22 protein-coding genes are annotated in these 18,643 nt (G+C 54.3%); 15 read left to right on the plus strand and 7 right to left on the minus strand.

Annotated elements, in window-relative coordinates; genetic code table 11:
• Positions 1 to 3: 3 nt before the first annotated feature.
• From thiI to GQS_RS10460, 6 genes are read left to right on the plus strand one after another with little or no spacing between them, the layout of a single operon-like run.
• A complete protein-coding gene (thiI, locus tag GQS_RS10440) occupies positions 4 to 1,149 on the plus strand; it encodes a tRNA uracil 4-sulfurtransferase ThiI (RefSeq protein ID WP_014013659.1) in 1,146 nt (381 codons plus the stop codon).
• Positions 1,150 to 1,158: 9 nt separating this feature from the next.
• On the plus strand, positions 1,159 to 1,713 hold the full coding sequence (locus GQS_RS10445) for a DUF998 domain-containing protein (RefSeq protein WP_014013660.1): 555 nt from the start codon (positions 1,159 to 1,161) through the stop codon (positions 1,711 to 1,713).
• 42 nt (positions 1,714 to 1,755) lie between these two features.
• The gene (locus tag GQS_RS10450; protein WP_048056589.1) at positions 1,756 to 2,346 is read left to right on the plus strand and encodes a hypothetical protein; all 591 of its coding nucleotides are present in this window, start codon (positions 1,756 to 1,758) and stop codon (positions 2,344 to 2,346) included.
• A 29-nt stretch (positions 2,347 to 2,375) separates the two neighbouring features.
• Positions 2,376 to 2,525 carry a cysteine synthase gene (locus GQS_RS10965; protein WP_014013662.1) on the plus strand — a complete coding sequence of 50 codons (150 nt, stop codon included), beginning with the start codon at positions 2,376 to 2,378 and terminating at the stop codon, positions 2,523 to 2,525.
• On the plus strand, positions 2,522 to 2,866 hold the full coding sequence (locus GQS_RS10455) for a hypothetical protein (protein WP_014013663.1): 345 nt from the start codon (positions 2,522 to 2,524) through the stop codon (positions 2,864 to 2,866). Before GQS_RS10965 ends, GQS_RS10455 begins: the two co-directional genes overlap by 4 nt.
• Positions 2,867 to 2,890: 24 nt before the next feature.
• Positions 2,891 to 4,024, plus strand: coding sequence for an MFS transporter (locus GQS_RS10460; RefSeq protein WP_083818290.1), 1,134 nt, complete (start codon positions 2,891 to 2,893; stop codon positions 4,022 to 4,024).
• Between the two features lie 19 nt (positions 4,025 to 4,043).
• Here GQS_RS10460 and GQS_RS10465 read toward each other — a convergent pair whose 3' ends face one another.
• The 4 genes from GQS_RS10465 to GQS_RS10480 form a co-directional block, all read right to left on the minus strand.
• Complete coding sequence (locus GQS_RS10465) at positions 4,044 to 4,754, minus strand: acetate--CoA ligase family protein (protein WP_014013665.1); 711 nt, start codon at positions 4,752 to 4,754, stop codon at positions 4,044 to 4,046.
• 27 nt (positions 4,755 to 4,781) lie between these two features.
• Positions 4,782 to 6,200, minus strand: coding sequence for an acetate--CoA ligase family protein (locus GQS_RS10470; RefSeq protein ID WP_014013666.1), 1,419 nt, complete (start codon positions 6,198 to 6,200; stop codon positions 4,782 to 4,784).
• A gap of 103 nt (positions 6,201 to 6,303) precedes the next feature.
• Positions 6,304 to 7,071: a sugar phosphate isomerase/epimerase gene (locus GQS_RS10475; RefSeq protein ID WP_014013667.1), complete on the minus strand. Its 768-nt coding sequence runs from the start codon at positions 7,069 to 7,071 to the stop codon at positions 6,304 to 6,306.
• Complete coding sequence (locus tag GQS_RS10480) at positions 7,072 to 8,265, minus strand: magnesium transporter (RefSeq protein WP_014013668.1); 1,194 nt, start codon at positions 8,263 to 8,265, stop codon at positions 7,072 to 7,074. It lies immediately after the preceding gene.
• A gap of 108 nt (positions 8,266 to 8,373) precedes the next feature.
• Here GQS_RS10480 and GQS_RS10485 point away from each other — a divergent pair, with 108 nt between their 5' ends.
• The 3 genes from GQS_RS10485 to GQS_RS10495 are packed head-to-tail and all read left to right on the plus strand — an operon-like array spanning position 8,374 to position 10,357.
• Positions 8,374 to 8,982, plus strand: a complete 609-nt coding sequence (locus tag GQS_RS10485; protein WP_014013669.1) for a potassium channel family protein — start codon at positions 8,374 to 8,376, stop codon at positions 8,980 to 8,982.
• Positions 8,975 to 9,553: a potassium channel family protein gene (locus tag GQS_RS10490; RefSeq protein WP_014013670.1), complete on the plus strand. Its 579-nt coding sequence runs from the start codon at positions 8,975 to 8,977 to the stop codon at positions 9,551 to 9,553. Before GQS_RS10485 ends, GQS_RS10490 begins: the two co-directional genes overlap by 8 nt.
• Positions 9,554 to 9,601: 48 nt before the next feature.
• Positions 9,602 to 10,357: a hypothetical protein gene (locus GQS_RS10495; protein ID WP_148236391.1), complete on the plus strand. Its 756-nt coding sequence runs from the start codon at positions 9,602 to 9,604 to the stop codon at positions 10,355 to 10,357.
• Here GQS_RS10495 and nth read toward each other — a convergent pair.
• Both nth and GQS_RS10505 read right to left on the minus strand, forming a co-directional pair.
• Positions 10,335 to 11,051: an endonuclease III gene (gene nth, locus GQS_RS10500; protein WP_014013672.1), complete on the minus strand. Its 717-nt coding sequence runs from the start codon at positions 11,049 to 11,051 to the stop codon at positions 10,335 to 10,337. The two genes, GQS_RS10495 and nth, sit on opposite strands and share 23 nt — an antisense overlap.
• On the minus strand, positions 11,017 to 11,448 hold the full coding sequence (locus tag GQS_RS10505) for an ATPase (RefSeq protein WP_014013673.1): 432 nt from the start codon (positions 11,446 to 11,448) through the stop codon (positions 11,017 to 11,019). Before GQS_RS10505 ends, nth begins: the two co-directional genes overlap by 35 nt.
• Before the next feature lie 91 nt (positions 11,449 to 11,539).
• On the opposite strand from GQS_RS10505, the gene GQS_RS10510 reads away from it, so the two are divergent.
• From GQS_RS10510 to GQS_RS10535, 6 genes are all read left to right on the plus strand, one after another.
• Positions 11,540 to 12,004 (plus strand): PadR family transcriptional regulator, encoded by a 465-nt coding sequence (locus tag GQS_RS10510; RefSeq protein ID WP_014013674.1) that lies wholly within the window; start codon positions 11,540 to 11,542, stop codon positions 12,002 to 12,004.
• Positions 11,991 to 12,977, plus strand: coding sequence for an ATP-binding cassette domain-containing protein (locus tag GQS_RS10515; RefSeq protein WP_014013675.1), 987 nt, complete (start codon positions 11,991 to 11,993; stop codon positions 12,975 to 12,977). Before GQS_RS10510 ends, GQS_RS10515 begins: the two co-directional genes overlap by 14 nt.
• 4 nt (positions 12,978 to 12,981) lie before the next feature.
• Positions 12,982 to 13,746 carry an ABC transporter permease gene (locus GQS_RS10520; protein WP_014013676.1) on the plus strand — a complete coding sequence of 255 codons (765 nt, stop codon included), beginning with the start codon at positions 12,982 to 12,984 and terminating at the stop codon, positions 13,744 to 13,746.
• Between the two features lie 74 nt (positions 13,747 to 13,820).
• On the plus strand, positions 13,821 to 14,363 hold the full coding sequence (locus tag GQS_RS10525; RefSeq protein WP_014013677.1) for a hypothetical protein: 543 nt from the start codon (positions 13,821 to 13,823) through the stop codon (positions 14,361 to 14,363).
• Positions 14,364 to 14,662: 299 nt separating this feature from the next.
• Complete coding sequence (locus GQS_RS10530; protein WP_014013678.1) at positions 14,663 to 16,774, plus strand: transglutaminase-like domain-containing protein; 2,112 nt, start codon at positions 14,663 to 14,665, stop codon at positions 16,772 to 16,774.
• Positions 16,775 to 16,867: 93 nt separating this feature from the next.
• Positions 16,868 to 17,389: a hypothetical protein gene (locus GQS_RS10535; protein ID WP_014013679.1), complete on the plus strand. Its 522-nt coding sequence runs from the start codon at positions 16,868 to 16,870 to the stop codon at positions 17,387 to 17,389.
• Here GQS_RS10535 and GQS_RS10540 read toward each other — a convergent pair.
• The gene (locus GQS_RS10540; protein WP_014013680.1) at positions 17,367 to 18,602 is read right to left on the minus strand and encodes a phosphoglycerate kinase; all 1,236 of its coding nucleotides are present in this window, start codon (positions 18,600 to 18,602) and stop codon (positions 17,367 to 17,369) included. The genes GQS_RS10535 and GQS_RS10540 overlap by 23 nt on opposite strands.
• Between the last annotated feature and the right edge of the window lie 41 nt (positions 18,603 to 18,643).

Genomic DNA, 18,643 nt, shown 5'->3' on the forward strand with positions numbered 1-18,643 from the left:
TCTATGTTCAACGTGGTTATCGTCAGATACGGTGAGATAGGAACGAAATCCCGGCAGACGAGGAGATGGTTTGAGAGCATACTCATGAACAACATCCGCGAGGCCTTGGTGAGCGAGGAGATTGAGTTCAAAAAGGTCGAGGCGAGGCACGGAAGGATTCTCGTGAAGACGAATAAAGCGGGAGAGGCCGTTGACGTTCTCAGGAGGGTCTTCGGCATAGTGTCGCTCTCTCCCGCGATGGAGATCGATGCCGAGCTGGATAAGATAAACAAGACTGCGCTCAAGCTCTTCCGGAAGAAGAAGCGCGAGTTGAATCTCGAAAGGCCCCGCTTCCGTGTTACCGCGAGGAGAATCACCAAGGAGTTCCCCCTCAAGAGCCCAGAGATTCAGGCCAAGGTCGGCGAGTACCTCCTTGAGAACGAGGAGAGCGAGGTTGACCTCCACAACTACGACATCGAGGTCGGCGTCGAGCTGATGGAGGGCAAAGCATACGTCTTCGTTGACAAAATCTACGCCTGGGGCGGTCTTCCCATCGGCACCCAGGGCAAAGTGGTGGCACTGCTCAGCGGCGGCATTGACTCGCCGGTTGCCGCTTTCCTCATGATGAAGCGCGGCGTTGAGGTCATTCCCGTTCACATCTACATGGGCGAGAAGACCCTCGAGAAGGTGCGCAAGATATGGAACCAGCTCAAGCGGTACGGCTACGGCGGAAAGGGCGAGCTGATAGTCGTCAAGCCCAAAGAGCGCGAGAGAATCCTTGAGAAGTTGCGCGAGATGAAGAAGGAGAAGTACACCTGCGTCTTCTGCAAGTACATGATGGTGAGGCACGCGGATAGAATAGCGAGGGAGTTCGGGGCGAAGGGCATCGTCATGGGAGATTCCCTCGGACAGGTCGCCTCGCAGACCCTTGAGAACATGTACATAGTCAGCCAGGCGACGGACCTGCCGATATACCGTCCGCTCATTGGGCTCGACAAGGAGGAGATAGTCAGAATCGCCAAGGAGATAGGAACCTTCGAGCTCTCGACCCTGCCCGAGGACGAGATACCCTTCATCCCAAAGCATCCGGTCATAAGGGGCTCCTGGGAGGAGTTCAGAAAGCTCTACCGGGCGGTCTTCGGAGAGGAGCCCAGGAAAAGGCAGTGCTGAGGTGAGACAGTGGAATCTGGGAAGCTCCCCGCCTATCTCTCGACCCTCCTCCTCGTTATTTTCCTGGTGGGATTGGCGGTAGTTCTCTGGAAGAACCCCTGGTTCTCCTTCACGGAAAACGCCCTGAGCGACATGGGCTCAGTACGGAACCCCGTGAACTACTACTTCAACGGCTTCCTGATGGTCTTCGCGGTTCTCGGTTTCATAGCCGCCATCGGCACTCTGAGAAACGGTCTGTCCTACCTGATGCCCCTCGCGATGGTCCTCCTGTTCCTCGTGGGAGTTTTTCCCGAGGAGTACGCGCCGCACGCTCCAGCCGCTGTTCTCTTCTACGTCCTAGCTCTGGCGGACATAGCCATCGTCGGAATAAAACTCGGCCGTTCAGGTGCATCTGCCGGTTATGTCTGGAGCGTTCTGGCGGTTCTCACCTTCGCCCTGATGCTCTATCTCGTTAAGGCGAGGGTCTTCAAGGGGCTCGCGATTCCGGAGCTGGTTGGTGCGGCCACTATACTTGCGTGGTTCACCTACATCGGCCTGCTCCAGCTCAGGGGTTTCAAACTCTGAGTTGAGGAAAGCTTCATATATCCTCCCCCGCTTTCATCAACCATGAAAGCAGTGGCGCTCTTAAGCTCGGGCATAGACTCACCGGTGGCAATCTACCTCATGCTCAGAAAGGGCTTTGAGGTAACTCCGGTTCACTTCAGGCAGAGCGGCACGAAGGAGTCCAAGGTTTTTGAGCTCTGCGAGGTTCTCGGAAGGTACGGAAGGCTGAACGAGCCTGTCGTAGTTGACGCCTACGAGGAAGGGGCGCCGGTTTTCTCGAGGCTGGCCGAGATTGGAAAGGGGAAGTGGACGTGCCTTTTCTGCAAGTGGACGATGCTGAGGAAGGCCTGTCGGATAGGGCATCGGATTGGGGCAAAGGCGATAATCACCGGCGACAGCCTCGGCCAGGTGGCGAGCCAGACCCTCGACAACCTGCTCATCATAAGCACCGCGAGCGACCTTCCGATTCTGAGGCCGCTCATAGGCCTTGACAAGGAGGAGATAGTCAGAATCGCTAAGGAAATAGGAACGTTCGAGATAAGCATTGAGCCTGAAGAGCCGTGCCCCTTCGTTCCGAGGTATCCCGTTGTCAGGGGCTCCCCCGGTGAGTTCAAGAGGATAAAGGAGAGGCTCGTGAGGGAAGGGGTGCTTTGATTACCCAATTCTGTCCATAACTGTTCGTTTTGGGAAGTTCTCAGGGCTCCCTCCCACCCGTTTTCGGAGCCTATGAGAAGATCGCCGAGGAACCCGGCGATAGAACTTACGTCCTCGTCTTTCCGGACGATGGGTTTAAATACGTGGAGCTCTTTGAGAGCTATCTGGGGATGACATGAAGCGACTGGGCCTCGCCACTCTCCTCCTTTCTATCAACGGTGTTCTGCTCCTCTACTACGCCTACGCTTGGGGTTCGCTCGTCTACCTAGCTTTCGCCCTCTTCAGCCTTCTCCTGGCTTACGGCGTCGGTCAGGAGAACAGAACCGCCATCAAGGTGGCCCTCATCTACGCGGGAATAGAGTTCTTCTTCGGCCTGCTGTTCCTTATCGCCGGCAACCTCCTTTCGGCTATCGATGCCGCGATAAGCTTCTTCATACTCCACGACATTCTGAGCTACATCAAAGAGGTGGCCCGGGAAGAGGGCGAGGAAGAGTCTGAAGCCGGCGCAGGGGATGAGTGAGTTGTCTCTCGTAAACAACTGGGGATGCAGAGTGTGAGAACAGGCTCCAAGGCCCTCTACCTCATCCTTATCGCGGGATTCTTCGCGATCCTGGGCTCCACCATGAGCAAGTCCCCCACACTTCCCCTCTACGCCCAGAGCATCGGGCTCGGAAAGGAGGAAATCGGTCTCGTTGCTGCAGCCTCGACGGTGACGGGAATCTTCATAAACTTCGCGTCGGGCCTTCTCAGCGACGTTTACGGAAGGAAGAGGCTCCTCAAGATGAGCGGCTTCGTTTTTCTCAGTGCACCATTGCTGTACTTCCTCGCGGGCGACGCGTTGAGCCTAGCCCTCGTCAGGGTTTACTACGGCGTTGCGACGGCCATCTTCGTCCCGGTGTCCTTCGCCCTGGTCAGCGACCTCTATCCGGACAGGAAGGGCACCTTCATGGGGTTCCTGAGCTCGTCAACACTCGTCGGCCGCGCCCTTGCCCCCGTCCTCGCGGGAAGCATCGTATACTTCCTCGGCTTCTCCGTGGTCTTCGTTCTCTGTTCGCTGACTGGCCTGGTGGTTTTTGCCCTCACCTTCAGGTTTCCCGAGACGGGGGGCGAGCTCAGGAGGTTCGAGTTCACGTTCAGTGGGGAGCTCCTCCTGATCGGCCTGCTAGATGCGGCCGTGTACATGGCCTACCAGGGCATAGAAACCTTCCTGCCCCTCTTCTACTACCTCCAGGACAAGGCCTGGCTCTCCGGGCTGATACTGACGGTGGAAATCGCCATAATGGCGGTCGTTAAGCCCTACGCGGGTTACCTCAGCGACAGGATTGGCAGAACGAAGCCGATAGTGGTTGGCATGACAATGGTTGGCCTGGCGATGTTTGCGTTTGCCCTCTCCGACTCCCTTCCGCTGGTGGTTCTGGGTGCGGTGGTCTTCTCGGTGGGCGCCTCGATAAGCGAGGCCTCGACGAAACCCCTGGCCACAGAAGTCTCGAAGCTCCGCGGAACCGCGCTGGGTTTCCTGGAGAGCATAAAGGACATAGGTCAGGCGCTGGGGCCGGTTTTGATAGGGTTCCTCGGGTTTAGAACAGGCTTCCTCTTCGTGGGCGTGTTTGGGTTGGGAGCACTAGCGGTTTTTCTCCTGCGGGCCAAGGGAGGATTCTCGCAGGGAATCAGCCGCTGAAAAGTGGAAGAAAGGGAAATCAGCCTTTCAGGATTATCCTGGCGTCGACGACGACGGCACCCTTGCCCTTTTCGTAGACGAAGACCGGGTTGAGGTCCATCTCCTTGATGTAGTCCCTGAGGTCGTCCACGAGTTCGCTGACCTTGAGGAGGAGGCTGACTATTGCGTCTATGTCCGCCGGCTCCTCGCCGCGGGCCCCCGCGAGAATCGGGTAGCTCTTTATGTCCCTTATCATCTTCCTGGCGTCGCGCTCGGTTATTGGGATTATGCGGAAGGTGACGTCCTTGAGAACCTCGACGAAGATTCCGCCGAGGCCGAACATAAGGGCGTGGCCGAACTGCGGGTCTTCGGTGACGCCGATGATTATCTCCCTGCCGACTTTGAGCATTGGGGCAATGAGAACGCCCAGGATTTCAGCGTCCGGGCGGTATTTGCGCGCGTTCTCGTGGATGAGCTCCCACTTCTCCTTAAGCTCCTCGGGGGTCTTTATGTTGAGGAGAACAACCTTGGCGTCGCTCTTGTGGAGAATCTGCGGGGACATCAGCTTCATGGCGACGGGATAGCCGATTTCCTCGGCGTACTTGAGTGCCTCGTCAAGGGTCTTGGCGAGCTTTTCCTCCGGAACAGGGAGGCCGTAGGCTTTGAGAACCTGCTTTGCCTCGTACTCAACGAGCGAAGTCCTTCCGGACTTCAAAACCTCTTCAATAACTTTAAGGGCTTCCTCCTTCATGATACCACCACCGGAAGATTGAGGGGGTCAGGCCCCCCTCCTGAGGTATTCAGCGTACTTAACAAGGCCCGCCAGGGCGCGGACACCCCTCTCGGGGGTCGGGTAAACGGGAACCCCCTTGTCCTCGAGGATTCTGGCGTAGTGGTCGGTCTTCTTACCGCCCATCGCTACCGCAACGATCGGCTTGTTGCTCTTCTTCTGGTACTCGGCCAGGATGTCGATTATCTTCTCCTCCTCGAGGAGCGGGACCTGGAAGAGGACGATGACGACTATGGCATCGACGTTCGGGTCGTTCACGAAGCCCTCGATGGCGATTCTGTACCTCTCGGCGTCGGTGTCACCGACGACGTCGGTCGGGTTTCCTGCCACCGCGTGCGGCGGGAAGTTCTCCTTCAGGTATTTGAGGGTCTCCTCGCTGAGGTCGGCCATCTTGAGGCCGAACTTCGCTACCGCATCGCTGGCCATAACGCCGGCTCCACCGCCGTCGGTGATTATTCCTATCCTGTCGCCCTTCGGGAGCTTGCCCTTGAGTGCCGCGAAGGCCTTCGCGAGGTCGAACATGTGCTCGAAGTCCTCGGCGCGGATGACGCCGGTCTGCTTGAAGACGGCATCGTAAATCGTGTCGGCGCCGGCGAGTGAACCGGTGTGGGAAGAGGCTGCCTTCGCTCCGTATTCGGTCCTTCCGCTCTTGAGGGCTATAACCGGCTTGACTTTCGTAATGCGCTTGGCGGCCTCTATGAACTTCCTGCCGTCCTTGACGCCCTCGATGTAGAAGGTGACGACGTTTATGCCCTCGTCGTGGATGAAGTAGTCCATGAGGTCGGCGTCGTCAACGTCGAGCTTGTTTCCGTAGCTGACCATCTTTCCAATGCCGATACCCGCTCCAGCAGCCCAGTCAAGCATTGCTGCTGCGAACGCGCCGCTCTGGGTAACGAACGCTATCGGTCCGCTCTTCGGCCTGTCCATCTTGCTCTCCGGCAGGAAAACGGTGTCAACGCCGGTGTCCGGGACGTAGACGCCGACACAGTTCGGGCCGATGACCCTTATCCCGTTCTCCCTGGCTATCTCAAGGATCTCGCGCTCCATCTTCTTTCCTTCCTCACCGAGCTCACCGAAGCCGCCGGTGATGATGATGACTGACTTTATTCCCTTCTTGGCCACGCCCCTCATGGTGTCCGGGACGAACGGGGCCGGAATCGAAATGACCGCCAGGTCCGTGTCCTCCGGAAGCTCCTCGACGCTCTTGTAGACCTTGTATCCGTCAATCTCGTCGAGCTTGGGGTTCACAGGGTATATGTTGCCCTTGAAGATTCCGCGCTCCTTGTTCATCTTGAAGTTCTCAAAAATGACGTTTCCAACTTTACCCTTCTTGTTTGTTGCGCCGATGATAGCGACCGCCTTCGGCTCGAAAAAGGGCCTCATTTCTTCCACTATCTTTTCCGCCATTGGTATCCCTCCACCAGAAACTGCTTCTCGCAAGAACTTCATTTTAAATGTATAAAAGAGTTGCGTTTTGTAAAAATAGGACGCCAATGAACTGAAACGTCCATCAATGCAGACTTCTCAAAAATTCGAGGCTTCTCCGGGCAGATTCGATGTCCCCAACTTCGAGGGCCCAGGTCACCCTCGGGAGCCTTGGAAGCACCCTGGCCCAGGGAACCGTGCCGTCACCCAGGGCGAGGTGCTCGTCCCTCTCGCCCCGGTTGTCGTGGAGGTGAACGTGAACTATCCTGTCCCCGAGAACCTCCAGGAAGCGCTCGAACTTTCCGGTTGTCGTGTTCAGGTGCCCAACGTCGAAGGTTACCCCTATCTCGACTTCCCCGAGTATCTCCCACAGCCTCTCGCACGTCTGGGCATCGAGGATTACGAAGCGCGGCATGTTCTCGACGCCGATCTTTATCCCGTACTCGAGCCCCCATTCCGAGATTTTCCTCAGGGATTCCCTGTGTATCTCCAGGTACTTCCTCCTGTTCTTCACGCTGATCGGCGAGCAGTGCCCGGGATGTATCGTGACCGAGAGGGCATCAAGTTCGGCCGCCAGCTCGATGGCCTCGCGGATTATCTCCAGAGACGTCCTCCGCAGCCTGTCGTTGAAGGAGCCTATGTTGACGTCGCTGAAGGGTGCATGGACTGTTCTCTTCATGCCCCTGCAGTCAAGAACCTCAGCGAAGAGGCGGTAGTTGTCCCTCGTCAGGTAGTGGGGCCATTCGCTTAGAATCTCGATGAAATCAAAGCCCAGTTCTTTCGCCCTGCCCACCCATCCTTCAAATTCGAGGGGGTCCCTTCCGGAATATGCCGTCATAGAGAGACCTATCATTCAACCACCCACCATCAGCTTGGCCATGAGCACGACGTAGATCGTGCCGAATATATCGCTGTTGTTCGAGATGAGCGGTATCGCCACGTGGTCGGGGTCTATGTTCTTCTGGAAAAGGAAGTAGGAGACCGTGTAGGAGTAGAGCATGATGAACAGGACCATGAACGGGTACGTGAGGACTATCATCCAGGCGGAACCCGGAACCGTCATCCCGGTAGTCAGCTTCACAAGGGCGATGCCTATGAGGAGCTTCGTCGTTCCGATGACCGGCGCCGTCGTGAATAGCGCCAGGATGTCAGTGAGGGGCTTCCAGCAGATGAAGCTCTCTATCTCACCGAGGTGGAGCTTCGTCGAGGTTTTCGCGGCTATTATGGAGCCGTAGTTTCCGAAGCTGCTGAGGAGCGAGGGGTAGATGAAGCTCAGTATGACCGACGCCTGGATTATCCCGCTGAACCTCGCGAGTATTGAACCGGATATCGTCGAGAGGAGCGCCAGCCCGGTTATCGTTATGAAGACCTGCTTCAGCTCGAGGAACTCCACCTTTCTGACCCTGCTCATCGCGGCAACGATCAGGAAGAGGGCTATCATGGCGTAGTTGAAGAGCCTGAATCCCTCCGGCGAGCGCTCTATGAGGAGGATAAACAGCACCAGCGAGGGAACCGTCAGGAAATCGCCCATTGAAGCGACCAGCGGTGCCGCAACGCTGTCCGGGTCGGTGCCGCGCCTGAAGGAGAATATTGTGACGAATGAGGTGAAGTAGCCGAGGATGAATGACACGAGTATCGTCGAGGTAACGACTATGAGGAGGACGTCAAGGGCGTTCTTCTTCACCCCCGTGGCAACGCTTATGACCCACAGCATGACTATCGGGATGAGCGAGATGAGCATTCTAAGGACTATCTCCTTGAGGACCTTCTTGTCCCTCACCGAGGGTTCGAGGTCACCGAGGTAGAGCATCGTGGAGAAGCGCGATGCCATTGAGCCAAAAACGTTCCCGCGGAGGCCCATTATACCCGGCAGAACCACCAGAAGGCCAGGGAACTGGGTTCTTATCGTCTCGAAGTACTTACCCAGAAACGTACCGCCGAATAGGCCGAATATCTGTGAGGTGAACAGGGACGGCAGCGTAACCTGGTAGGCTTCCTTGATCTTTCCCTTCAGCTCCCTCCTGACCTCTCCGCCGATCACTGCCATCACTCTCCATCGCTCTCACCCCGTAGACGTTGACCTTCGCGGGTATTAAACTTTTCGAGGCGAAAACTAAATAAGATTTCCCCCCTTTCCCCCATCGGTGAGAGCCGGGTGGAAGAGTGGGACGAAATCGAGGTTCCTAGAAACGTCAAGGACATCTTCATAGAGATGAAGAACACCGCCGAGCTGATGGTGGACCTGGCCTACTCCTCCATACTCTTCAACGAGGAGGAGATGGCCGAGGAGGTGCTCGAACTTGAGGAGTACCTCGACCTGCTCAACTACCACCTGATGGTTCACGCGGTTCTGGCCGCGAGAAGCCCCAAGGAGGCGGAGCAGATAACGTCCATCCTTCACATGGCGCACGCCATAGACGACATGTCCAACGCCGCGGCTGATCTGGCGAAAATGGTCATCGACGGCGTCGAGCTCCATCCGGTCATAACCGAGGCGATACTGGGCAGCGAGGAGATAATCGGCAAGATTTTTGTCTCCGCAGAGTCCATACTCGTCGGAAAAACGCTGGAGGAGCTGGACCTCGCCGCCAACACCGGGGTCTGGATAGTGGCTGTTAGGAGGGGCAAGCGCTGGATTTTTGACCCCGACGGGGACTTCAAGATATTCCCTGGAGACATACTCATCGGGCGCGGGACGAACACCTCGGTGGACTATCTCAAGGAGATAGCCCGGGGCAACATCAAGGTGATGTCCAATGAATGAGCTTGAGGAGATCAGAAACTGCCTCATCGAGATGAAGGATCTCTCGTCCCTGATGGTTGACCTGGCGTTCTCCTCTGTCATGTACAAGAGCGAGGACATAGCGGAGGAGGTTTACCTGCTTGAGGAGCGCATGGATGAGCTCACCCTGAAGGTCAAGAAACTCGCCCTGAGGCTCGCCAAGAGCGAGGAGGACCCGGAGAAGCTCCTCAGCGTCATAGACATGGCCGAGATAAACGAACAGATAAGCGACGCGGCATACAAGATATCCGACCTGATCCTGCGCGATGTGGAGCCCCACCCGATAATTCTAAGGATAATGGAGGACACGGAAGAGGAACTCGGGAGGGTCACAGTCAGGCCGGGCTCGGTTCTCATTGGTAAAACCCTGCAGCAGCTCAAGCTTCCCAGCAAGATAGGCACGAGGATACTGGCAATAAAGCGCGGGAGCAGGTACATCTACAACCCCGGAAGAAACGACGCCCTCAAAGAGGGTGACGTTCTCATAGCGGTTGGCTCCGACCTCGACAAGCTGAGGAAGCTGGCCGGCGAGGAAGTGGAAGAGGAGGAGTGACCTCTTCCATTCGAAAACTTTTTATCCTTTGGCGTAGTTTCTCCTACAGTGGTCGCAGTGAAGCCCAGGAGTCTAGCCATAGTATTGGGGGTTCTTCTCCTGACTGCCTATTCCCTCACGTGGCTCCATGAAAGGACGCTGGCATATTCGGGAAACTCCCGCGTTTTCTGGCTGGGAGGGGAGAACATAACTTCAAACGGCTCGAACCTGTCGAGTATCCTCGGGGACTGGAGGGAACTGGGCTTCGTCGAGAGGGAATGGAACGACCCCATTGACCTGCGAATCCGGTACTTTCCCCAAGCGCTGTGGGCCACCGCCGGCCAGTGCCGGATTGAGGGACCCCTCTGGATAACGCTATCCCCAAACCGCACGGTTTCAATAGACCACATCTCAGTTAGGGCCACGCTCACCGGCGACGGCTGGGCTGAGGAAATCTGGCCCGATTTTTCAGACCCAAACCCGGTTATCACCCCTCCGGAATTCGAAGGAGGGCTCGGCTGTCCCAACGAAAGCGATAAAAGCTTGTGCGCCAGGTTCTGGGCGCTTAAGCCCCTCCGGGGCAGGGAGGTTCGGCTGTACCTCCACCCAGACTTCACCCTGGTTCAGAACGGTTTCACCTGCAACGGGAGCGTTCTCTTTGAGGTCCGCGTTGAATACCTCGTGAGAACGGGCTTTCTCACATCCTGGAGGGAGACGGTTGTTCTCAGACTTCCCGTGAAGTTCTACATCCATGACCTCCCAAAGCCGACCTTTAGGATAGTGGTGAAGTACAAAAACGAAACTACCGTATATCCTCGTCCTTGACGAGCCCCTTCGCGTAGGGGCACAGCTCCCTCAGCGGGCACTCATCACACTTCGGCCCTATCGGCCGGCATATGCTCTTTCCGTGGTCCACCATCGCGTGGTTCACGTAAATCCACTTCTCGTAAGGAATCAGCTCCGCGAGGTACTCCTCGACCTTCTCCGGCTGAACGCGCGGCGGAGCCAGGCCGAGGCGCTTGCTTATCCTGTTCACGTGGGTATCAACCGGAATCGCCTGTCTGCCGAAGCCGTAGGCCAGGACTATGTTGGCGCACTTCCTCCCGATTCCAGGGAGCTTCATAAGCTCCTTAATGTCGTCCGGAACCTTTCCGCCGTATTTTTCGAGTATTATCTGAGAAGCCTTCACTATCCACTCGCCCTTGGTCTTCCAGAGGCCGACACCGTTCTTTCTCAGGAACTCCTGCATCTCCTCGACGGGCGTGTCGGCTATCCTGTGGATGTCTCCGTATTTCTCAAACAGCCTCTCCCAGACCTTGTAGGTTACCTCGTCCCTCATGCGCTGTGAGATTATACAGTGGACCAAGGTCCTGTAGGGATCGCCTATGAGGAGCTTCTCCCTCGGGTGGGTCTTCATCAGAATCTCGACGATTTTTTCCGCACGCTTCCTCTTCTCCTCCCAGCTCTCATCGAAGGTGAACTTTTCAAGGCTTAATGAGCCTGATTTTGCTCCCGCCATGGATTATCACCACCCTTCCTTTGGCCACCCTAACTCCGTTAAGGTTATCGAACTCATCGCTATAAATCTTTTGCCCGTCCCGGTTCAGAATCAGAACCTTACTTGCGAGCACAACGACGAATCCCTTCTCAAAGGGGATTACATCCCTAACGGATTCATCGAACTCAAAATCAACGACTTCAACCTCGCCCTGCGAGAACTCTATCCTAGTGCTCCTGTTCACTTTCAGCGGCGAGGGCTCCGCCAGGACGACCTTGAAGCGGAGGGACTTTCCGAGGAGCTCGACTTCGATTTCCTCTCCAGTTCTAATTTCCTCTCCAATGAGCTTGCCCTTTATGACCTCGCTGAAATCCGCCGGCAGTTCGGCCTCGAATAGGGGCTTTAGAACGGCCCTCATGGTATCACCCTCTCCCGCATGCATGGATGATAAGCGTTTCAAAGGGAAGGTTTATAAGGATGACATATCGAACGATATATCGGTGAAGAAAATGGAACGTCCCAATTTTCGCGGTCACATGAAGGTGCTTATCCTGGACCTCCTCAGGGAACCGATGCACGGATACGGGATAATGGCGGAGCTGGAAGGGAGATACGGCATGAAGCTGAGCGCGGGGACGGTCTATCCAATCCTCGCGTCCCTGCGGAAAAGCGGCCTGATTGAGGTGGCCAGCAAAGGTGAGCGGGAGAAAAAGACCTACGTGATCACCGAGAAGGGGCTGGACTACCTCGCGGAGCACGCAGAGGACCTCGCCGAGGCAAAGCGCAGGATGCGCGCCTACAAGGCCTTCCTTGAGCTGGGGGGTGACGAGCTCAGGACGGCCTTCAAGGAGTTCTTTGAGGCCGTGGATGAACTGACGGATGAGCAGAGGGAGAGGGTTAGGAGGCTCTTCACAGGCTGCGCGAAGGAGTTGAGACTGGTTCTTCTTGGAGGTGAGATGTATGAACGCGATTGAGGTTGAGAACCTCGTGAAGAAGTACGGGGACTTTGAGGCCGTCAGGGGGATATCTTTCAACGTGAAGCAGGGTGAGATATTTGCCTTCCTGGGCCCCAACGGTGCCGGGAAGACCACCACCGTCCACGTCCTCACGACGTTGTTGAAGCCGACGGCTGGAAAGGCCGTAGTTGCCGGCCATGATGTTGCAAGGGAACCGATTGAGGTCAGGAGGAAGATAGGCATAGTCTTCCAGGATCCGAGCGTTGATAGGGAGCTTACCGCCTACGAGAACATGCTCATCCACGGCAGGATATACGGTCTGAGCGGAAGCGAGCTGAAGGAGAAGATCGAACGCCTCCTCAAGTTCGTTGAGCTGTGGGAGTTCAAAGACCGGCCCGTTAAGTTCTTCTCCGGCGGAATGCAGAGGAGGCTCGAGATAGCCCGCTCCCTCCTCCACGAGCCCGAAATCCTCTTCCTCGACGAGCCGACGATAGGCCTCGACCCGCAGACTAGGGCCCACATCTGGGACTACATAAGGGACATGAAGGAGGAGCACAACATGACGATTTTCCTCACCACGCACTACATGGACGAGGCGGAGCAGCTGGCCGACAGGATAGCCATAATGGACCACGGTGAGATAATCGCGGAAGGCACCGCGGAGGAGCTTAAGAAACTCGTGGGCAACGACATAATCTACCTGAAGCTCCAGAGCCCGAGGGAGGAGCTCAAGTGCCTCAAGGCTGACTTCATCAAGGGCTGCAAGATGCTCCCGGACGGGAGGATACGGCTCGACGTGGACAACGCCGCAGAGTCTCTGCCAAAGCTCTTTGAACTGGCGAAGGAAACAGACGTCAGGATTCTCGAGGTCACCTATCATCGGCCGACGCTCAACGACGTCTTCCTGCACCTCACGGGCAGGGAAATCAGGGAGGAAGGCGGCGAGGGAAACGTGGCGAAGATGATAATGAAGGCCAGGATGAGGAGGTGATGGCATGCAGGTCTTTTTCACCATGATATACCGCGAGCTGAAGCGTTTTTCGCGCTCCCGTGCTAGGGTCATCGGAAGCCTCATCAACCCGCTCATCTGGCTCATATTCTTCGGAAAGGGCTGGAGCGGCGTCTTCAACAATCCCATGGCGGCCCCGATATTCGGCGGCGTCGACTACATGACGTACCTCGTGCCGGGTATAATCGCCATGACGGTCTTCAACATGAGCTTCATGCAGGGTATAACCATCATCTGGGACAAGCAGTTCGGCTTCCTCAAGGAGATCCTCGTCGCCCCCGCGAGCAGAACGGAGGCAATACTCGGCAGAATCACCGGCGGCGCTTTGATGGCCATGATACAGGGCGTCATAATCCTGGCGCTCAGCTTCACCCTCGCCGACCTCAAGGTGAGCGGGGTCATTCCAGCCCTCGGCCTCAGCTTCCTCGTCGGAATCGCCATAGCGGGCATGGGGGTTGCCATAGCCCTCAAGATGAGCAGCATGGAAGGCTTCCAGATGATCGTTATGATGATAATGCTCCCCATGACGTTCCTCAGCGGGGCCTTCTACCCGATAAAGACGATGCCGGAGTGGATGCAGTGGCTGGCCAAGGTGAACCCGCTGACCTACGCGGTGGACGGTTCCAGGCATTACCTGGCTGGGGTTGAGCCTACCTTTGGAATCGTCACCGACTGGCTGGTGCTCATCGGCCTGGCGGCTCTGTTCGCCGGAATCGCGGCACTGGGCTTCAGAAAGGCGACGATAGACTGAGAGGCACACTCCGTTATTTCTCTTTTCAATCGAAATCTTTTTAATCTTTCGAGTTCTAAAAACCTCGATGCGGAATGGATGAGATAACCCTCGCGGCTCTCCTGATAATGATATCCATCCCATACTTCGGCATCTATCCCGCTTACCTCTTCAGAAGGGGACGGCTCTCTGCGAGCTCCCTCGCGGTTTATATCTCCTTCACCCTCTCGATGGTTTTCATGGCAATCGGCGCAGTGTTCGATTCCCTCCCACTCGTTCTCCTGTCCTTTACCGCCTTGATTGTGACCGGTCTGCTGGCCTACCTCTCGAGGAAGAAACTTGAAGAGGATGCCTACTCGGTGGAGGTGGACCCAGATGAACACTTCAGACCCGAATGGCTCGTCCGGCTCGACGCCACCTTCTCGGTGTGGCTTGCCTACCGGCTGGGTTCTACAAGGGCGGCTCTCCTGAACGTCCTGCTAACTTACGTCACCGTGGTTGGGGTCATCGCACTCATGAATCACTCCTTCGGCGGCCACTTCCCCCTGAAATCCTTCGCGGCGCTCTACGCGGTTGTAATGGTTTTCCAGTTCAGGGGTGCCTACCGAAGGCTCTACGAGAAAACCGGAATCGACTGAACGCGATAGATAGTTTTTTTCTCTATAATACCATTCACGTTGAGCTAGGGAATTCTATTGAAAAAATAAGTTAGCTACTTGTTATTGCCATCGCTAAAAAGTTATATGGGAATTTAGATTGCACGTCGGAGGCTACAGTCTAGTGGAACTAGGTCGCTTAAAGATAATGTCCCATACTTTTAACCCTCGCACTTGGTAGGGGGAAGAAATTACTTTTTTGATAACTTTAAGAGATATTTGGTCTAATCATTCGTTAATTTTATTAAATGTATGAGGCAAGTAATTAACTAGGTGGTTATATGCAGAAAAAGACGACTCTCTTGATTGTTGGAGTCGTAGTGATACTACTTACTGTTATGATTATCCAGAAAGACGACCATGACCTTTTGAGCTTTAAGGAAGAACTGACAACATACAAAACAGACCCCTTCAACCCTGATACGGATGGGGATGGGTTGCTAGACGGCGAGGAAGTCAAAATATACAAAACAGATCCCTTAAATGTGGATACAGACAGAGATGGTTTAACTGACGCTGAAGAACTAAAGATACATCACACAAATCCCTTAGGACAGGACACGGATGGTGATGGATTAACGGATAGGGAAGAACTTCAGTTTAGCACTAACCCACTGTCAAAAGACTCTGATAACGATGGGCTCTCTGATTTTGATGAGATAACGACGTACAGCACAGATCCTACTACTCCAGATACAGATGGAGATGGATTAACAGATGAAGAGGAGATTAAAGTTTACTTTACAAAACCCGCAGAACAGGATACAGACGGTGACGGTCTAACCGATATGGAAGAAGTTCGGAAGTATGACACTGACCCACTAGATTTAGATACAGATAAAGATGGAGTAAATGATCTCCAAGAGATAACAAAAAACACAGACCCTCACAAGGTGGATACTGATAATGATGGTTTAACGGACAAAGAGGAGATCTTTGACTTCGGAACTAATCCGTTGTCAAATGATACTGATGGAGACGCGCTCTCTGATTTAGAGGAGTTAACAATATACAACACTGACCCTTCTCTCCCTGATACAGACGGAGATGGCTTAGTCGATTCTAAAGAGCTATCTCTTAAAACAGACCCTATTAGTATGGATAGTGATAAGGACGGTCTTACAGACGGTGAAGAAGTTTTAACGTATGGTACTGATCCATTAAAGCCAGATAGTGATGACGATGGGCTAATAGATGGAGAAGAGGTAGTCAATTATAAAACCAATCCCCTGCGGGCAGATACTGACGGGGACTACTTGTCGGATAGTTATGAAATTCAGTTAGGAACTGATCCGACTTATGACTGGAGAAACAGGTATGATGAAGAGGCGTTTAGGGCAGGCTTGAGCAAGTACTTTAGAGAGAAACTCCGATCAATAACAATCCGTTTTGAAAAGTATGATGCTCCGATAGACAGAGCTTGGGCTATTTTGAAGTGGATTAATAACACTATCCAGTATGATTATACAAAATCTGGCTATGTTGACACTATAATTTACAACTGGTCAAAACTTACTTATGCACAACGGGAACGCTATATCAATCTCACGAGAATTTACTCACCAACTGATACTGCTTACTACTATAAGAGGGGTATTTGTACTGACTATGCAATTCTGACAGCAGCAATGTTGTTGGACTCTGGTATATCACCCGTATATTTATTGGATATCAATTACGAAAACTCCGAGATTGGACACGCTGCAGTAGCAATTGAGGTCGAAGGGGAACTCTTCATTCTAGATCAACGATTGCCCATGATACCTGTGGGTAACTATTATTGGTATTGGCTTGTTGGAAATAAACCAAAGATGATTTCAAACATAACCTTTTATGAAATAAAACTCGACAAGAACGGAGAGCCCGAAATAACAAATAAGTGGATGTGGGATGGATCGGAAATAAAAGAAAAAGCATACATACTAAGTGAAAAGGACCTAGAAACAATTACAGAAATTACAAAGCAGGAATTTTTAAAGCTCTATCAAGGGTATCAAGAAGATTCCAGGTTGGAACCGCTTGCAGAGCAAGATATGAGGTCTTTGAAGTCAACAGGTGAGCCCTCGGATGCGTACCTTCCATCTGACTTTACAACGGGATGGCTACTTTGGTTACATGATGAAAGCTTCTGGCTGTATTACCATCCAATTACAGCTCAGAAAGTAGTGGAATACTGGATAGTGCCAATATTTCGGAATGAAGATTGGGCAGAGAAAATCCAACAATGCCACAGATTCTATTTGCTTGTTGATTATTTAGAACTAACAAAGACAATAACAATACCTACCACCATTTTCACCACGTCCGACGGGTTGCCAATTCCTCTTTCATTAACAATAAACATGGACATTGCAATACCAAAGGTTATATTGGCGATTGAAATTGCAAGTTAACCATATTTTTTCTTCTTATCAAACTTTCCAACAAAGATAGTTAGGATGCTAAAAGGTTAAATCCCGAAGCGCGTAGGAAAGACCGGGGGTTCGATGGCGGAAGGGGCCGAAGCGGGCGGAGAAGTCTCCAGACGGGAGGAACTGGAGGAGCTTGAGGAGGCACTGAGCGTAGCCGACCACGTCCACAAGGTCTTCGTGATGGCTCTCATAGTTTCCACCATAATCTCTGGGGGCATATGGATCTACGAGAGGGTCGTTCATTCGAAGGCGGTTCCGATTCCCCTCGAGATACAGGCGATGGTGGTTTTCCTCGTGGCCTTCGCCGCGACCTTCTACATAACAAACGCGAGAAAGATGAGGCACGGCTACGCCATCACCGGGGCCGTTCTGCTGCTTCTGGCCCTCTGGGGCGTTGAAACTGTTCTCAGCAGGGTCGAATCGGCGGAGGAGAGGATACTGATAGTTTCATCCCTCATCCTTGGAATCATAGGGCACGTTCTCTACTCGAACAGAAAACTGATGGAAAGGGTCGAGTGGCTCCTGATGCTGCTCCTTGGGGGCATCCTAATCGCCGTGCTCCTCGTCTGGCTGTTCACCCTTCGAGCAGGTCTTTAAATCGTTCGTAGCTCTCCCTGAATGCCTCCAGGACTGGGAGCTTTTCACCGGCGAAGAAGCTCAGCATCGCGCCGCCGCCTGTGGAGACGTGACTTATGCCCGTTATGTTGTGCTGGTATATGCTGGCTATGGAATGTCCTCCCCCGACTATGCTGAAGGCCGGGCTCTCCCCTATCGCCCTGAAGACGCCGACTGTGCCCACCGCGAACTCCTCGCGCTCAAAGACTCCCATCGGTCCGTTGGCGACTATTATCTTTGCCCCCATGAGCACCTCGCGGTACTTCTCAACGGTCCTTGAACCTATGTCGAGTATCGGGTGCTCGTCGAACAGCCACTTATCCTCGCTCAGCAGGTCAACCTCAACGCGCTCCCCCCTGTAATCGACGGCAAAATCAACGGGGGTCCTCACGTAGGGGTAGAACTCGTTGAGTATCTCCTCGGCCCAGTCCACCAGTTCGAGAAGGCCCTTCCTCTCCATGAACTCGAGGTTAGAGTCGCCGAGGTGGAAGCCCTTGGCGAGGGTGAACACGTGACCGACCAGTCCTCCGGTGAGTATGACCTCGGCCCTGCCGTTCCTCAGAACGTTCTCAGCCACGCGGAGGGAGTCGTCAACCTTCGCACCGCCGAGCACGTAAACACGGGGCTTCTCCTGGGTCTCGTATGCCCTTGTGAGTGCCTGGACCTCCTTCTCCATGAGGAAACCCATTATCATGGGCTTCAGTCTTGCGAAGCCCACCAGGGAAGGCTGGGAGCGGTGGGTCGCCGCGAAGGCATCGTTCACGACGTAATCTATCAGGGGCGCGAGTTTTCTCACGAAAAACGTCTTCTCGCAATCTTCAATCGGCTTGTATTTGACCTCCTCCGCGGCGAAGCGGAGGTTCTCTAACATGATGGCCTCTCCGGGTTTCAGCGCCGTTATCTTCTCGCGGGCGTATTTTCCGAAGATGTCCTCCACGTACTCCACTTCCTGGCCGAGCAACCCGCTTAGTATCTCGGCGTGCCCCTCTGTGGTGATGTAGTCCCCCTTGTACGGCTTGCTCTGGTGCGTCCCTATGACGAGTTTGGCCCCGTGCTCGAGGAGGTATATTACCGTCGGGAGAACCGCCCTGAACCTGGCGTCGCTGATTATCTTCCCGTCAGTGACCGGCGAATTTAGGTCTGCCCTCAGAAAGACGGTTTTTCCGTGATAGTCAAAGTCGGTGAGCCTGAACATTTCATCACCGCGTGGATGTTAAATCGGCGGGGTTAAAAACT

Source organism: Thermococcus sp. 4557, assembly GCF_000221185.1.
Lineage (GTDB): Archaea > Methanobacteriota_B > Thermococci > Thermococcales > Thermococcaceae > Thermococcus.

Excerpts from the sequence above, each read along its gene's own strand:
- thiI (WP_014013659.1), top strand. The coding sequence starts at position 4 with ATGTTCAACGTGGTTATCGTCAGATACGGTGAGATAGGAACGAAATCC.
- GQS_RS10450 (WP_048056589.1), top strand. The coding sequence starts at position 1,756 with ATGAAAGCAGTGGCGCTCTTAAGCTCGGGCATAGACTCACCGGTGGCA.
- GQS_RS10455 (WP_014013663.1), top strand. The coding sequence starts at position 2,522 with ATGAAGCGACTGGGCCTCGCCACTCTCCTCCTTTCTATCAACGGTGTT.
- GQS_RS10460 (WP_083818290.1), top strand. The coding sequence starts at position 2,891 with ATGCAGAGTGTGAGAACAGGCTCCAAGGCCCTCTACCTCATCCTTATC.
- GQS_RS10465 (WP_014013665.1), bottom strand. The coding sequence starts at position 4,754 with ATGAAGGAGGAAGCCCTTAAAGTTATTGAAGAGGTTTTGAAGTCCGGA.
- GQS_RS10470 (WP_014013666.1), bottom strand. The coding sequence starts at position 6,200 with ATGGCGGAAAAGATAGTGGAAGAAATGAGGCCCTTTTTCGAGCCGAAG.
- GQS_RS10475 (WP_014013667.1), bottom strand. The coding sequence starts at position 7,071 with ATGATAGGTCTCTCTATGACGGCATATTCCGGAAGGGACCCCCTCGAA.
- GQS_RS10480 (WP_014013668.1), bottom strand. The coding sequence starts at position 8,265 with ATGGCAGTGATCGGCGGAGAGGTCAGGAGGGAGCTGAAGGGAAAGATC.
- GQS_RS10490 (WP_014013670.1), top strand. The coding sequence starts at position 8,975 with ATGAATGAGCTTGAGGAGATCAGAAACTGCCTCATCGAGATGAAGGAT.
- nth (WP_014013672.1), bottom strand. The coding sequence starts at position 11,051 with ATGGCGGGAGCAAAATCAGGCTCATTAAGCCTTGAAAAGTTCACCTTC.
- GQS_RS10505 (WP_014013673.1), bottom strand. The coding sequence starts at position 11,448 with ATGAGGGCCGTTCTAAAGCCCCTATTCGAGGCCGAACTGCCGGCGGAT.
- GQS_RS10510 (WP_014013674.1), top strand. The coding sequence starts at position 11,540 with ATGGAACGTCCCAATTTTCGCGGTCACATGAAGGTGCTTATCCTGGAC.
- GQS_RS10515 (WP_014013675.1), top strand. The coding sequence starts at position 11,991 with ATGAACGCGATTGAGGTTGAGAACCTCGTGAAGAAGTACGGGGACTTT.
- GQS_RS10520 (WP_014013676.1), top strand. The coding sequence starts at position 12,982 with ATGCAGGTCTTTTTCACCATGATATACCGCGAGCTGAAGCGTTTTTCG.
- GQS_RS10525 (WP_014013677.1), top strand. The coding sequence starts at position 13,821 with ATGGATGAGATAACCCTCGCGGCTCTCCTGATAATGATATCCATCCCA.
- GQS_RS10530 (WP_014013678.1), top strand. The coding sequence starts at position 14,663 with ATGCAGAAAAAGACGACTCTCTTGATTGTTGGAGTCGTAGTGATACTA.
- GQS_RS10535 (WP_014013679.1), top strand. The coding sequence starts at position 16,868 with ATGGCGGAAGGGGCCGAAGCGGGCGGAGAAGTCTCCAGACGGGAGGAA.
- GQS_RS10540 (WP_014013680.1), bottom strand. The coding sequence starts at position 18,602 with ATGTTCAGGCTCACCGACTTTGACTATCACGGAAAAACCGTCTTTCTG.